14 protein-coding genes are annotated in these 15,083 nt (G+C 32.6%); 7 read left to right on the forward strand and 7 right to left on the reverse strand.

Translation table 11 applies throughout. From position 1 onward, the window contains the following. The first annotated feature begins 35 nt into the window (after nt 1-35). The gene (locus JX000_RS00455; RefSeq protein WP_206140753.1) at nt 36-599 is read left to right on the forward strand and encodes a PepSY domain-containing protein; all 564 of its coding nucleotides are present in this window, start codon (nt 36-38) and stop codon (nt 597-599) included. Between the two features lie 64 nt (nt 600-663). Here the strand turns inward: JX000_RS00455 and JX000_RS00460 are convergent, their stop codons facing one another. Beyond that, nucleotides 664-1,020, reverse strand: a complete 357-nt coding sequence (locus JX000_RS00460; RefSeq protein WP_145506557.1) for a DoxX family protein — start codon at nt 1,018-1,020, stop codon at nt 664-666. Between the two features lie 394 nt (nt 1,021-1,414). Between JX000_RS00460 and pbp4 the strand changes: the two genes are divergently transcribed. Together pbp4 and JX000_RS00470 are read left to right on the forward strand one after the other, a co-directional pair. Next, entirely contained in the window at nt 1,415-2,653 is a 1,239-nt protein-coding gene (gene pbp4 / locus JX000_RS00465) for a penicillin-binding protein PBP4 (RefSeq protein WP_206140754.1), read from the forward strand. Nucleotides 2,654-2,828: 175 nt separating this feature from the next. Further along, a complete protein-coding gene (locus JX000_RS00470; RefSeq protein WP_145506550.1) occupies nt 2,829-3,467 on the forward strand; it encodes an NAD(P)-dependent oxidoreductase in 639 nt (212 codons plus the stop codon). Nucleotides 3,468-3,523: 56 nt separating this feature from the next. Here the strand turns inward: JX000_RS00470 and JX000_RS00475 are convergent, their stop codons facing one another. Then, nucleotides 3,524-4,192, reverse strand: coding sequence for a M15 family metallopeptidase (locus JX000_RS00475; protein WP_206140755.1), 669 nt, complete (start codon nt 4,190-4,192; stop codon nt 3,524-3,526). Between the two features lie 338 nt (nt 4,193-4,530). Here JX000_RS00475 and pflB point away from each other — a divergent pair, with 338 nt between their 5' ends. Then, nucleotides 4,531-6,777: a formate C-acetyltransferase gene (gene pflB / locus JX000_RS00480; RefSeq protein WP_206140756.1), complete on the forward strand. Its 2,247-nt coding sequence runs from the start codon at nt 4,531-4,533 to the stop codon at nt 6,775-6,777. Nucleotides 6,778-6,796: 19 nt separating this feature from the next. Next, a complete protein-coding gene (gene pflA, locus JX000_RS00485; RefSeq protein ID WP_002466792.1) occupies nt 6,797-7,552 on the forward strand; it encodes a pyruvate formate-lyase-activating protein in 756 nt (251 codons plus the stop codon). A 321-nt stretch (nt 7,553-7,873) separates the two neighbouring features. On the opposite strand, the gene JX000_RS00490 is transcribed toward pflA, so the two are convergent. Continuing rightward, on the reverse strand, nt 7,874-8,740 hold the full coding sequence (locus JX000_RS00490) for a hypothetical protein (protein ID WP_145506542.1): 867 nt from the start codon (nt 8,738-8,740) through the stop codon (nt 7,874-7,876). A 267-nt stretch (nt 8,741-9,007) separates the two neighbouring features. Here JX000_RS00490 and JX000_RS00495 point away from each other — a divergent pair, with 267 nt between their 5' ends. Continuing rightward, nucleotides 9,008-10,402, forward strand: coding sequence for a YfcC family protein (locus tag JX000_RS00495; RefSeq protein WP_145506539.1), 1,395 nt, complete (start codon nt 9,008-9,010; stop codon nt 10,400-10,402). A gap of 109 nt (nt 10,403-10,511) precedes the next feature. Continuing rightward, nucleotides 10,512-11,054, forward strand: coding sequence for an immunodominant staphylococcal antigen IsaB family protein (gene isaB / locus JX000_RS00500; protein ID WP_145506536.1), 543 nt, complete (start codon nt 10,512-10,514; stop codon nt 11,052-11,054). A 179-nt stretch (nt 11,055-11,233) separates the two neighbouring features. Here the strand turns inward: isaB and JX000_RS00505 are convergent, their stop codons facing one another. From JX000_RS00505 to JX000_RS00520, 4 genes are read right to left on the reverse strand one after another with little or no spacing between them, the layout of a single operon-like run. Beyond that, on the reverse strand, nt 11,234-12,148 hold the full coding sequence (locus JX000_RS00505) for a hypothetical protein (protein ID WP_206140757.1): 915 nt from the start codon (nt 12,146-12,148) through the stop codon (nt 11,234-11,236). A 24-nt stretch (nt 12,149-12,172) separates the two neighbouring features. Then, a complete protein-coding gene (locus JX000_RS00510) occupies nt 12,173-12,847 on the reverse strand; it encodes an ABC transporter ATP-binding protein (protein ID WP_145506533.1) in 675 nt (224 codons plus the stop codon). A gap of 15 nt (nt 12,848-12,862) precedes the next feature. Beyond that, entirely contained in the window at nt 12,863-13,783 is a 921-nt protein-coding gene (locus JX000_RS00515; protein ID WP_145506529.1) for an ABC transporter permease, read from the reverse strand. After that, nucleotides 13,780-14,946 (reverse strand): ABC transporter permease, encoded by a 1,167-nt coding sequence (locus JX000_RS00520; protein WP_145506526.1) that lies wholly within the window; start codon nt 14,944-14,946, stop codon nt 13,780-13,782. The genes JX000_RS00515 and JX000_RS00520 overlap by 4 nt, the downstream gene beginning before the upstream one ends. Nucleotides 14,947-15,083 lie beyond the last annotated feature (137 nt).

Raw genomic sequence — 15,083 nt, forward strand, 5'->3', positions numbered from 1 at the left:
ATGAAAAATTATCTAATATAAAGGAGAGATTAGTAATGAAACATACTAAAACAATAGCTTTATTATCATCAGCAGCCATTTTATTAGGTGCGTGCGGTAACGGTGGCAGTGATTCTGCTTCAAATAAGAAAGATGAAGGTACGAAAGACGCCACTGTAGCGGTTAAAGATATTGAGACAAAGCCTGAAGATGCAATTAAAAAGGCACAACAAACATATAAAAACCAAGATTTAAAAGATATTTCTTATGAGAAATCAAATGGTGACTGGGTCTATAAAGTTGAACAACAAGATACGAAAAATAATAAAGAGTCTGAAGTTATCATCAATGATAAAGATAAAAAAGTGATTCACAAAGAAACTGAAAAAGGTGAATCTAATCAGTCGAATGACACATTTAAATACAGTGATGTGAAGAATTATAAAGATGCTATTAAATCAGCGCAAAAAGACTTTGATGGAGATGTGAAAGAGTGGTCATTATCAAAAGATGATGGCAAGTTAGTTTATAACTTTGATCTACAAAAAGGTAAAGAAAAGCATGAAGTGACTGTCGATGCTAAAACTGGAAAAGTATTAGACAATCAAAAAGACGATTAAAATAAATCCTCTATATGAAGATCAAGCCTGGGACATAAGTAAAATGTCTCAGGCTTCAATTTTTTTAATATATTTCCAATAATTTCTTCCAGTTATAAGAAACCATAACCGCAATGCTCATAATTAGTAACAAGATGACGAGTTCAGAAGCCATGTAACCTTGTGATAAGTGTACTGTAAATAGGGCGCCTAACATAATGACGATAAATCCAGCAGCAACGTAATTTGAAAATAATCCGATAATCATTAAAATACCACCGATAAATTCAAATAATCCTAATATAATTCCTAAAAATGCAGGGAATCCTAACCCAGACATCATTTCCATAGGCTCTTTAAATCCGCTAAATACCTTTTGTGATCCATGTATTGTAAATGTAATACCTAACATCAGTCTAATTAATAGTAATCCTAAGCGCATAAATACTTACCCTCCCTTTAAATATATTTTATATACTAGATATGGTTAGTATACTACAATAAGATTATTTTCAATGCAACCACGTATTTGATTTTTTGAAATAAATTCAAAGGCATTGCATATAGAAGTAGTAATAAAGCTTTTAAGAGGACACATGATGTCCGGTTCAAATGATTAAATTAATAAAAACGAATAAATTTGATTTTGATTTTAAATTGGATATAAGTTTGCGTTATAATACTTATGCGTATGCAATATACATATAATTAATTTAATTTGCGGATTTAAAAGTGTTTTGTGCGAAAAACGTTAATGACTTCAGTAATGTATATTAATGCAACTTACATCTAGTTTTAAGAATGATTGCGTAAAGCAAACTAAAGGGGGAGCATCGTTGAAAAAAGTTTTTACTAGTTTAATGATGATTATGATGTGTTTAGTCTTAATATCGCCAACTGTTTTTGCTGAACAGTCTCCAGTCGATGTTGCTAAACAAGAACATCAAGATATTGATAAGCAATACAATCCAAAAGGGATGATCGTAACAACTAAAGATGGTCAAATACTTTATGATTATCATGGAAATACTCAAGTAGATCCAGCATCTACTACTAAATTGATGACGATGAATTTGGTTTATGATGATATTAAATCAGGCAAAATTAAAATGAATGATAAAGTGAAAATAACATCACGATATGAAAAAATGTCAGAATTACCTAATTTAACTACATTTCCACTTAAAGAAGGAACAACCGTTACAATCAATCAATTATTGAAGCAAGCTGCATTAGAATCAAGTAACGCTGCGACATTAGTATTGGCAGAACATATTGATGGTAGTTCTTCGAAATTCACAGATAGAATGAATCAAAAAGCTAAAGACTTAGGCATGAAGGATACAAAGTTTACGAATCCAAGTGGTGCTAATAATAAAATATTAAAACCATATGAGCCAAAAAGTTATAAAGATGATACAATTTCACATACAACTGCACGTGATATGTCATTATTAAGTAATCATATATTGAATGCACATCCAGATGTTTTAAAAATTACAAAACTATCTAAAGATAAGCAGTCAAATCAAGAATTACATAATACCAATACATCATTACCTAATGAAGCAGATGGTATGAAAGATGTTGATGGTTTAAAAACAGGCACAAGTGACAATGGATACAATTTAGAATTAACTGCTAAACGAAATCATTTAAGAATCGTAACAGGTATATTTAATGTTAAGCCGTACCCTGATGAACAAGCGAAGCATGCCCGCCAAAAACTTGCGAATGCTTTAACTGAACATGCATTTAAGCAATACGACTACCGTAAAGTCATTTCAAAAGGTGAGCATGAAATAGATGGTAAAAAATACGAAGTGAAAAAAGATTTATATGATTTAGTACCTAAAGATAAAAGTAAATATCAATTAAAAGTGTCTGACGATAATCAATTATATGTAGATTACAATCGTCAATTTATGAAAGGACATAAAGCGCCTACTGTGGAAGTCAAACCTACGACACATTGGGGCATGATTTTTCTATACGTATGTATGGCAATTGCCGGACTGGTATTACTAGGTATGTTGACCATCATAGGTATCAAAATTTATTACAAAAAGTTTTAATCAAATGATGACGTATAAAGCTAGCGCTAAGTGTAAAGTGCTAGCTTTTTTTAATTAAAAATTAAGCATATTGATAAAAGATAAAAGTGTAACTGCAACTGTTACGTTTGCAAACATAGCGAACATATTTCAAAATGTAATTAATCTTAAAAGAGATAAATGGAGGAGTTTAACAATGAAAATAGGAATTATTGGCGCTTCAGGTAAAGTAGGACAACTTGTGTTAAAAGAAGCTTTAGATAGAGGGCATCAAGTAACTGCCATCGTGAGAAATGCATCAAAAATAACAAATACGGAAGTAGAAGTTATCGAGAAAGACATTCATGATTTAACAACTAAAGACATAGCATCATTTGAAGTTGTTGTTAATGCGTTTGGTGCACCATTAGGAGATTCAGAAGGACATATCAATGCAGGCCGTCATTTAATTGATATTTTAAAAGGAACAGATACAAGAGCAATTATTGTTGGTGGTGCCGGAAGTCTATATATAGATGATGCACATACAGTTCAATTAATCGACACACCAGAATTTCCTGATATTGTTAAACCTTCAGCAAGTGGTCAGGGACAAAACCTTAAAGAATTACGCAACTCAGAAGGTATAACATGGACATTCCTTAGCCCTGCTGCAGAATTTGATCCAGAGGGTGTTAGAACAGGTCATTACCAATCTGGTAAAGATCAATTAATTGTTAATTCTGAAGGAAATAGCTATATCAGTTATGTGGATTATGCCGTTGCATTAGTAGACGAAATTGAAAATCCTCAACACATCAATGAACGCTTTACTGTTGTGGGAGAAGCAAAATAATAGAATTAAAAAGGCTGAGATACTCATTCCTCATGAATATCTCAGCCGTATTTTTATTATTTTTTAGGATATAAACCTAAATAAGATTCTAAACTTTGGCCTGAATCTTTGACTTCTTTGGCTTTCTCTTTACCTAAATAGCGTAAATGCCATGGCTCATATTGATAGCCAGTTTCATTTTCTTTGCCTTTACCGTATCTAATAATAAAGCCATATTCATCTGCATGGCGTTTAATCCATTGACCTTCTTTGGTTTTACCAAAACTGCGGTATAGGTTTTTATCAGACCCTTGTGCACCCACATCGAATGATAAACCAGTTTGATGTTCTGAATGACCTGGTTTAGAGCTATATTTATTAGCTGCTTTTTCACCGTCTCTAGCTTTATAATTATTGAATAATTGAATTTGAGTTTGATAGCTTCTGAAGCCACTAATTTTGTATAAATTGATATGATCTTTTTTCGCGTCAGTAATCATTTTATTTAATGCTTTCACTGCTTTAGGATTTTCCCCAGGATTATAGTCTTTTGGTAATTTAATTTGCTTATTCACCATTAAGATACCGTCAATATAAGTTTTACCATCTTTTTTAACTTTCTTGTGAGATTGATTCTGCTTATTACCATCTTGTTTGCTCGCTTCATTTTTTCCTTCAGAATGATGATTTGAACATGCTGATAGTACTAGTAATCCCATCAATAGCACAGTCCACAACTTTTTCATATCACACAAAACTCCTTTTATATTGTTAACGTGATTTACCAAATAACCAACTAATTGTACACGAAATAAGTTTAACATATTTTATTAGTATAATAATGGTATATAAGAAATGAATTCATTTGATTTTTATGTAAGTATTTTAATTTTGAATTTATGATATTTATAAATCTGTTATGTAACAGTGAATAAAAATGTAATTCTGTATTAATTTAAGATACAGGTTCGCTAATCAGCCATATTTTAGTTGAAAATTAGTCATAAATAATGTGAAAATAATCACAATAAACATGCTACACTACATGTGAAAACGTTAACAAAACGAAATGGAGGCGAACAGTATGTTAGAAACAAATCATCATACTAGTGCTTGGCAAGGTTTTAAAAATGGTCGTTGGAATAGACATGTAGACGTGAGAGAATTTATTCAACTAAATTATTCATTATATGAAGGTGACGATGCCTTTTTAGAAGGTCCAACTGAAGCAACATCAAAATTATGGGACCAAGTGATGCAATTATCTAAAGAAGAACGTGAACGCGGTGGCATGTGGGATATGGATACGAAAGTAGCATCCACAATCACATCACATGACGCTGGATATTTAGACAAAGATTTAGAAACAGTTGTCGGTGTGCAAACAGAGAAACCATTTAAACGTTCAATGCAACCGTTCGGTGGTATTCGTATGGCTAAAGCAGCATGTGAAGCATACGGTTATGAATTAGATCCAGAAACAGAAAAAATCTTTACAGACTATCGTAAAACGCATAACCAAGGAGTATTCGATGCATATTCCAGAGAAATGTTAAATTGTCGAAAAGCTGGAATAATTACAGGATTACCAGATGCATATGGCCGTGGACGTATCATCGGTGACTATCGTCGTGTGGCATTATATGGTATTGACTTCTTAATGGAAGAAAAACTTAAAGACTTTAATACAATGTCTACTGAAATGTCAGAAGATGTGATTAGATTAAGAGAAGAATTATCCGAACAATATCGTGCCTTAAATGAATTAAAAGAACTAGGACAAATGTACGGATTTGATTTAAGCCGACCAGCTACGAACTTTAAAGAAGCGGTGCAATGGTTATACCTAGCATATCTTGCAGCAATCAAAGAACAAAATGGTGCTGCTATGAGTTTAGGACGTACATCAACATTCTTAGATATTTATGCTGAACGTGATTTGAAAAACGGTGACATTACAGAAAGTGAAGTACAAGAAATTATTGACCACTTCATTATGAAATTACGTATCGTTAAATTTGCACGTACACCAGACTATAACGAATTATTCTCTGGTGATCCAACTTGGGTAACTGAATCTATCGGTGGTGTAGGTATTGATGGTAGACCATTAGTTACGAAAAACTCATTCCGTTTCTTACATTCATTAGATAACCTAGGTCCTGCACCTGAGCCAAACTTAACTGTACTTTGGTCAGTAAGATTGCCTGAAAACTTTAAAATCTATTGTGCAAAAATGAGTATTAAAACAAGCTCAATTCAATATGAAAACGACGATTTAATGCGTGAAAGCTATGGCGATGACTATGGTATCGCATGTTGTGTATCAGCAATGAAAATCGGTAAGCAAATGCAATTCTTCGGTGCTCGTGCTAACTTAGCTAAAACATTATTATATGCTATCAATGGTGGTAAAGATGAAAAATCTGGCAAACAAGTAGGTCCAAGTTATGAAGGTATCCATTCAGACGTATTAGATTATGATGAAGTATTTGAGAAATTTGAAAAAATGATGGACTGGCTTGCAGGTGTATACATTAATTCATTAAATATCATTCATTACATGCACGATAAATATAGTTATGAACGTATTGAAATGGCGTTACATGATACAAATATTATTCGTACGATGGCAACAGGTATTGCTGGATTATCAGTAGCAGCTGACTCTTTATCAGCAATCAAATATGCACAAGTAAAACCTATCCGTAATGAAGAAGGTCTAGTTACAGACTTTGAAATCGAAGGCGACTTCCCTAAATATGGTAATAATGATAGCCGTGTGGATGATATCGCAGTCGACTTAGTTGAACGCTTCATGACAAAATTACGTAGCCATAAAACATACCGTGACTCAGAACATACAATGAGTGTATTAACAATAACATCTAACGTTGTTTACGGTAAGAAAACAGGTAACACACCAGACGGTCGTAAAGCAGGCGAACCATTTGCACCAGGTGCAAACCCAATGCATGGTCGAGACCAAAAAGGTGCATTATCTTCATTAAGTTCTGTTGCTAAAATTCCTTATGATTGCTGTAAAGACGGTATCTCAAATACATTTAGTATCGTACCAAAATCATTAGGTAAAGAAGAAGAAGCTCAGAATAAAAACTTAACAAGTATGTTAGACGGCTATGCAATGCAACATGGTCATCACTTAAATATCAATGTATTTAACAGAGAAACATTATTAGATGCAATGGAACATCCAGAAGAGTATCCACAATTAACAATCCGTGTATCTGGTTATGCAGTTAACTTCATTAAATTAACACGCGAACAACAATTGGATGTCATTTCACGTACATTCCACGAACAAATGTAGAAAATAAGGTGGGAGCAAAATGCTTAAAGGACACTTACACTCCGTCGAAAGTATGGGCACAGTCGATGGACCAGGTATTAGATATATATTATTTACACAAGGTTGCTTATTAAGATGTTTATATTGTCATAATCCAGACACTTGGAAAATCAATGAACCATCAAGAGAAGTTACTGTAGATGAAATGGTTAATGAAATATTACCGTATCAACCTTACTTTGATGCATCTGGTGGCGGCGTGACCGTAAGTGGTGGCGAGCCATTACTACAAATGCCATTTCTAGAAGCGTTATTCAAAGAACTACAAGCAAATGGTGTGCATACGTGTCTTGATACCTCTGCAGGATGCGTCAATGATACACCAGCGTTTAATCGACACTTTGATGAACTACAGAAACATACGGATCTTATATTATTAGACATCAAACATATTAATAATGAGAAACATATTAAATTAACAGGCAAACCCAATACACATATACTCAAATTTGCCCGTAAATTGTCAGATATGAAACAACCTGTATGGATTCGTCACGTCCTAGTGCCAGGTATCTCAGATGATAAAGAAGACCTCATCCAACTTGGAGAATTTATTAATTCTCTAGATAACGTAGAAAAATTTGAAATCTTACCCTATCATCAACTCGGCGTGCATAAGTGGAAAAATTTAGGCATCCCATATCAATTAGAAAATGTTGAACCACCCGACGATGAAGCGGTCAAAAAAGCCTACCGTTACGTCAATTTTAAAGGGAAGATCCCAGTTACATTATAAAAAGAAATAAACCCATAACACTAAACACCCTTCACAAACACATCAGTTCCTTATTGGAATTGATGTGTTTTTTATAATAATAAGTTCTATTAGACAACCTATGTAGGTCAGTACTCAAAAGTAAAAATGTCTGTGGAAACGATTATGAATAAAGATAATAAGATTGATGTATTAATTAATAATGTTGATATTAATCTTCCAAGATTATTAGTAGATTATCGTGAAGAAAATGAAGAAATATAGATCGTGAAATAAGAAATTAGTAATTAAAAGAAGGATTTAGTAGTTATATGTATCTACTAAATCCCTATATTTGGTGTATTATTCTTCTCTAATAGTAATTTTCTTTTCTTTTATCTTATTACCATTTTGATCTAATTTAATAAGTTTATCGTTTACAAATTTGTATGTTCCCAAAATTTCACCATCATGATTACGATAATTAACAGTCCAATTACCATCTTTGTCTAATCTAATGTTATCCCAAAGATATGCATTGTTATTTAATTCTCCACCAAATTCACGAATCATTCTATATAGTTGACTTCTCATATGAGCCATCATACCGATATTATTTTTATCGGGGTCAAATAATTTAATGCTTTCATCTCTATTAACAATTTTTATTTTCTTTTCCATTTCAGGTAAAGATTTATTATATTTATTTTTTTGATATAGATTATTAATATCTAATTCTATCCCTGACTTCAATAAAAGTTGATAATCAGTTACAGCACCTTGAGTACCACACATAAAAATTTTATTCTTATTCATACCTATAATTGAAGCAAATTGACCTTTAGGAGGATACACATAATAAAAATGCATTCCAGTTGGTGCATTATTTATCGGAGGCATTTTTTCTAACAGTATATCTTCTGTTTGTGCTTTTTCAGTTTCTGTTCCTTTTTTATATTCATATATACCTGTTAGGATTTCATTTTTTGTTAATGTATATTGACCTGCTTCGTCAGCATAAAAAGCTAATGCCAATCTTTGTTTATCTGATAAATGAATCGCCGATTTATTTGTGTCTTTTTTACTATTTCCTTGGTCTTTATGAATTTCCTGTTTTTTTGAGTCTATATCAGTTTTAGTTTTCTGAGATTTAGTAGATACTTTATCGTCTGAATTACAACCAGCTAAAACTAGAAATACTGATAAACATAAAATGAAAATAAGTTTCATCATTATGACTCCTTTCTAAAGTGTTTTTACTAATATAAATTTAAATAATTATTTTATATTTTTCGATATGTATTTATATGGATACAAAAGTAATACGCAAAATGAGGTGTATTATTTGGACTATAGTATGCATGACATAAATTATTGATTTGTGAAGCGTGTAATTAAATATTTTAGACGTAATCAATAAATTATTGTTAATTTTCTGAGAATAGGGTATCGGTATAAAAATATTAACTTCAATGATTTAAAAAGGGGATTAATTATATGAAAAAAGAAAAATCGAAGAAGTTCAAATTTAAAACACCTCATACGTATGCTTTATTATTAATGGTTATTATATTTGCTTGGATAATGACTTATGTGATACCAGCGGGGGAATATGCTCGAGAAAAGAAAAGTGGTCAAACAGTAGTTGTTTCTGGTTCTTATCATGAAGTTGCGAATCAGCATTTATCATTTTTAGATATTTTTAGAGCAGTGCCAGAAGGTTTGGTAAGTGGCGGAGAAATTGTATTTTACGTATTTTTAGTAGGCGGCGCATTTGGGATAGTTCACCAAACAGGTGCATTTGAAAATGGTGTGAACAAAGCAATGCGTACATTAGGCAAAGCCAATTTTTTAATGATTCCACTGACGATGACGGCCTTTTCAATTTTAGGGTTTTCTATCGGTTTATCAGAGGAGACGATTATTTTTGTACCTATAGGAGTGTTGATTGCTCGTACACTTGGTTATGATGCATTAACAGGTGCAGCGGTAGTCATATTAGGAGCCGGAAGCGGATTTATGGGTGGTATGCTTAATCCGTTTACTGTTGGTGTTGCGCAAAAAGTAGCTGAGTTACCATTGTTCTCTGGTTGGGGATTACGTACGATTATATACGTCTTTATACTCACTGCAGCTATTACTACAGTCATGCTTTACGGTCATAAAGTTAAAAAGAATAAGTCGAAGAGTATTGTTTATGAGTTGGAAAAAGAAGAAGGACAACTTAATACAGAAATTGAATATCAACATTTTAGTAAGAGGCAAGCTTTCAGTCTAGCATTGATTCTTGGTGCGATTTTATTTAATGTATTTGGTATTTTTAAGTATGATTGGACGTTTACACAAATGAGTGCCAACTTTCTATTGGCTGGTATCGTAGCTGGATTAGTCGCTGGACTTGGATTTAACGGAACATTTGATGCACTAGTTAAAGGGATGCAAGATATTCTCTATGGTGCTTTAGTCGTGGGTATTGCTAAAGGGATTGTCGTGTTATTAGAAAATGGTAAAATCATCGATACGATTGTACATGGTATGACAACACTATTATCTGACGTACCTGCTTCATTAGTCATCATGGTGATGTTTGTTTTACAATTTATATTGAATTTCTTTATTCCGTCAGGCTCAGGACAAGCTTTAACAACAATGCCACTCATGATACCTATTTCAGATTTACTACACATCAATCGACAAATTACAGTGCTAGCCTTCCAATATGGAGACGCCATTAGTAATATATTATTCCCGACATCAGCAACACTGATGGGTGCTTTAGCAGTTGCGCGCATTTCATATACACAATGGCTAAAATTTGCATGGAAACTCATTGTTGTATGGATCATTATCTGTGCTACAGCAATGTCTATCGCCTTGATGATAGGTTACTAGATTAGACGTATAGGCATTGCTAACCATCAACTGGGGAAGATAGGTCTCCGATTATCAAGTTATTGTTACATTAAATGTATCAATATATTTAATGTAAAGGAGATTGAAAATGAAGTTAATTCGATGGTCAGGTCTCGTGTTAATTTGTACGTTAACTGTGATACCGATGAATGGTTCAGCACATGCGCAAACTAATCAAACAAATATGTCATCTGTAAATACTGATACTCGTGATACTCAGTTTAAACAATCGGGAAATGTCGGTAATCACGCACAATTTTTACTAGATGAATCATTTCTAAAATCACTAGATAAAGGAACTGTTTCATTTAATGGTTACCAAGTTGTATCAAACGATGATGGAAAATCAACGTATAACAAGCATGTGTTTGATCAAGATATCACAGTTATCGATTCCCATTCAGCATCGAGTGTGAGATTTTCAGTAGCAAATCCAAGTGTGTCATTACAACAGATGAAGGACGTATATGATTCATCAAAGCTAAAACATATCCCACATACAAGTAATGATGCACAATATCCTGATGATGGTATTTATGTTTATCAAAGTGATGCTACAAGGTTACAATTTGTAGTTAAAGAAGGCTATGTATCAACTGTAACAGTCGGTCAAGTGAATGCAGAAGGATAAGGTAAGGGTAAGTCTGCGGTTTGTCTAAAGGTAGATTATTATATAAAAAAAGAACTCTAAATGAAGAAACATAAATATAAAATCCTCAACTTGTGGTATGAATAGTATTGAAAAGTGTGAATCAATCATCACTCTATATTCAATGGTGTTCATCCATTTAAGTTGAGGATATTTTTATATTACTCGGCGTCTTTCATGCCTTTTTGCATAGCGACATAAGCATAGTTACCAAAGTCTGCTTGTGCACTTTCAAACGGAGCGCCATTAACACTCACTACTTCATGATTTTTATCTTTATCATACTTAACAGGTGAGAAATTAAAATAAGCTAAATAGTTAGAATCGTCTTTTTCCTTTTCACCTTTAACTAAGATTGACACATTAGTAACTGGAAGTGCTTCATAATTCATTTGAGCTACACTATATGGTACAGGTTTTGATTGGTTAAGTTTTAATAATTGGTTTAAATTTTTAACTTTAGTGAAATCTTTATTTTCTACAGCATCACTGAAACTTACATGATATAGACCTGGTTCAACAGAAGCATAAATAAGTTTACCGTCTTTATACTTAGTCATGATTTCAGTATAATATTCTGGGTAATTAGTGTTGCCGACTTTTTTACCAGAGCCAGTGACATACCAATAATTAACTTGCTTAATACCATCTTCGCCTGCATCCATTTTTTGACGTTTTACATCTTTTTTATCTTTGAAAAATGCATCAACATCGTTTAATGAAGAACCCTTAGATTCTTTAGTATATTTATAATCAGCAAGCTTTACTTTATCCATTAATTTCTTATAATCTTTCCAACCTTGCATTCCTTTTTGATTAGTAAAAGTTTTATCTGTCATTATTGGATCTAATTTATTAAGCATAGAGATTGGTTTTTGTTTATTATACTTTTTCTTAGCTTCTTCATACGCTTCACTATTGTCATCGTATTCTTTAAAACGTTCACTTTTACTTTTAGCTTTAGATTCTGATTTTTTCTCATCATTTTTATGTGAATCTTTATCATTATTACTATTGCTACAACCTGCTAAACATAATACTAAGGCTAAAATAAATACACTAATTAATTTTTTCATAATAAATTCTCCTTTAACTATGTTTTAAGTTAATGCATTATTATATTTTTCATAAGCCATCCCTTTGTCTTCAAGAACATGACGATAAAAAGGATTTTGACCGATAATTTTAATGTGATCAGCTAATACTTCAACCTCATCTAAATGATGTGTGGTCATAATAATTAAACATTGAGATTTTAATTGTTCTAATAAATGATGGATATCATATCTAGATTCGAGATCGATACCGACAGTTGGTTCGTCTAGAATTAAAATCTTAGGTTGGCTAAGTAGTCCGATTAATATATTGATTTTTCTTTTATTACCACCAGATAGCTTCGAAACTTTAGCTTTGGTTTCATCAAAATTAAGTTGTTTTAAATAACATTGAATCGTCTCTTCTGATATTGGATGTTCACATAATGATTTGAAAAATTGAATATTCTCTTCGACAGTCATATGTTCAAATAATGCGATGTCTTGTGGTACATAACCCACTAATTGTCTGATTTGACGTTTAGTTAATGCCTTTCCAAAATATTGAATGCTACCTGCATCGACCTTTTCAATACCAGCAATTAAGCGCAATAACGTAGACTTACCTGCACCATTTTCACCTAATAGAATCGTGATGAGATTGTTCTGAAATGACATATTTAGTGAATCGAAAATGTGCTTCTTCTTATAATGTTTCGCTACGTTTTGAACGTCTATCATATTTATCACACTCCTTTATAATTGAATCCATATATAAACCACACTTAATATGATGGCATACACAATCGCCATAAATAGACGATGACTTAAGACATTTACTTTAAATAGAAGTAATGCCATACCGAACTCGTAAACTACTAATATAATGATTGATTTCAAGTAAAACCATATACTCAAAGGTTGGTGCATGCCTATACTAATGAGTAATAATACAGCTAATAAAATCAGAACGTGCGTGATGATATAGGTACTGTAGAGATTGTGCTGACTATTGTTAGTCAGGAATAGTCGATGAAGTGGTGCATCTTGCTTAAGACGTTGATGTAATAGAATTTGAATCACACTGACCCATATCACAACGGCAAATACAATGCCGATAGAGATAGATTGATTGGCATTATGATTGATTGCATGCGTAGTCATTTGTGATTTGGGCGTGTCTTTGTTGTATTGCTTTTGAATGTCTGACATTGTTTTAGATTGTTTTATATCACTTAAATGTTCATATATAATATTTGGAATTTGCTGTTCATATAAGGAACGACTTATGATTTCAATGGCGATACTACCTATGAAATCATCACGTCCATATAACGGCAAGGCAGCTTTTAAATTGTTGTCTTTAAGTTTGCGATCAAAGTCTTTAGGAATTTGTAGGCTTGCCATGACTTCCTTTTTCTTTACTAAATCATCGATATAAAAGTCGTCTTCAGATAGTTGACGAACATCAACATATTTACTTTGATTAATTTGATGTATGAGTTGCTTAGATGATTGGGTATGACTCATATCTTGTACTGCTATTGGAATTTTAAACGTTTGGTTTGCAGATTTTTGACCTAACCATAAGGCAGTTAATGTTAAGACAATCGTCAATATCAAGATCAAATAAGCTAGCCATTGTTTTTTAATCACAAGTTGAATATAAGGTTTCATCGGCGATACCTCCAAACAAGTACAAGTATTAACATCACAATCAATACAACCAAACTAGAATAAAAAGCAGGGTGTGTATCTAAAATGTAATTATTTAATGTAATTTCTAGCATCTGATTAGTGACTAAACTAAATGGTTGACTGACTATCATATTATTAAATATATGTTGGAAGAAAATGGTTGGGACAGTGATACCAGAAAATCCAATAATTATGATGCTTAAACCGACTTTTAATAGTAGATTCAACCATGATTTAGCTAATAAATCGATTATGATTAAGCATAAGATCATCATTGTTACAAAGTATAGTAATTCAATAGTTACTGTAGGCCAATTGTATTTTCTAAAGGGACTATCTAGTGCATGATGAATCCAAATAAACCCTATAGCTGACCATAGTAGCGTGTAAAACCAAGCGATAAACCCACGGACAAGTGTGAGTTTCTCATAGGAAAAGTGAAACATTTGTAATCGCTCTTTTAATGCAGATTCTTGGTTCATTTTAAGTACAGTATAGAGTGAGAGACATAGGATATATATTGAAAGTAAATAAACAGTCACCACATAATAACTACCAGTGTCATAGATATTGATAGGTTCATAATCGAAGGCACCAGTACGATTGAGACCTGTAAATAGCATGTCAGTCATCGTCATTAATGTCTCATTGTCAGAAGGCTTATCCGCAAGATGAGTGAAACTTAGAATGCCTCCCATTGACAACATTAAGCGGTCATACACAGAATGAGTGAGTTGGTTAATGACTACACTTTTAGTGGACTGTTTGTCATATGTATAAACTGAAATAGGAAGACTGCCGTTTTTATAAAAAGCCTTAGTCATACCTTTATCAAAGACAAAATAGCCTTGTAATTTCTGTTGTTGTAATAATTGATGTGCTTGATGTTCGTCATGCTTTTTGAGAGAGACATTTTTACCTAAGTGACTCCCTTTACCGACAGACCCTAAAATAAGTTGAGTTTCTTTGGAATGATCCTTGTCGACGATGCCTATCTTGAAAGATGACTGATCTTGGTTAAGTTGTTGTAGAATTGTTAGTGTCGTGATTAAAGCCATAATCATCAGTAATAAATATAAAAATAAATACCACTTCTTCAATAAAAAAGAGTGGTAGATGTGAAACAATTTTAATGCTTTCATATACCCACTCCTATTAAATGATATGAAAAATGGGGTGGAAATTATGTCCCACCCCGTATGGTTGTATTGGCTACGATATCCTATATTGAAATGGACAGGGGTATGAGCCAATCAATAGTTTGAAAATGCATTTGATA

The sequence above is a fragment of the Staphylococcus sp. SB1-57 genome (genome assembly GCF_017086425.1).
Taxonomy (GTDB): Bacteria; Bacillota; Bacilli; order Staphylococcales; family Staphylococcaceae; genus Staphylococcus; species Staphylococcus warneri_A.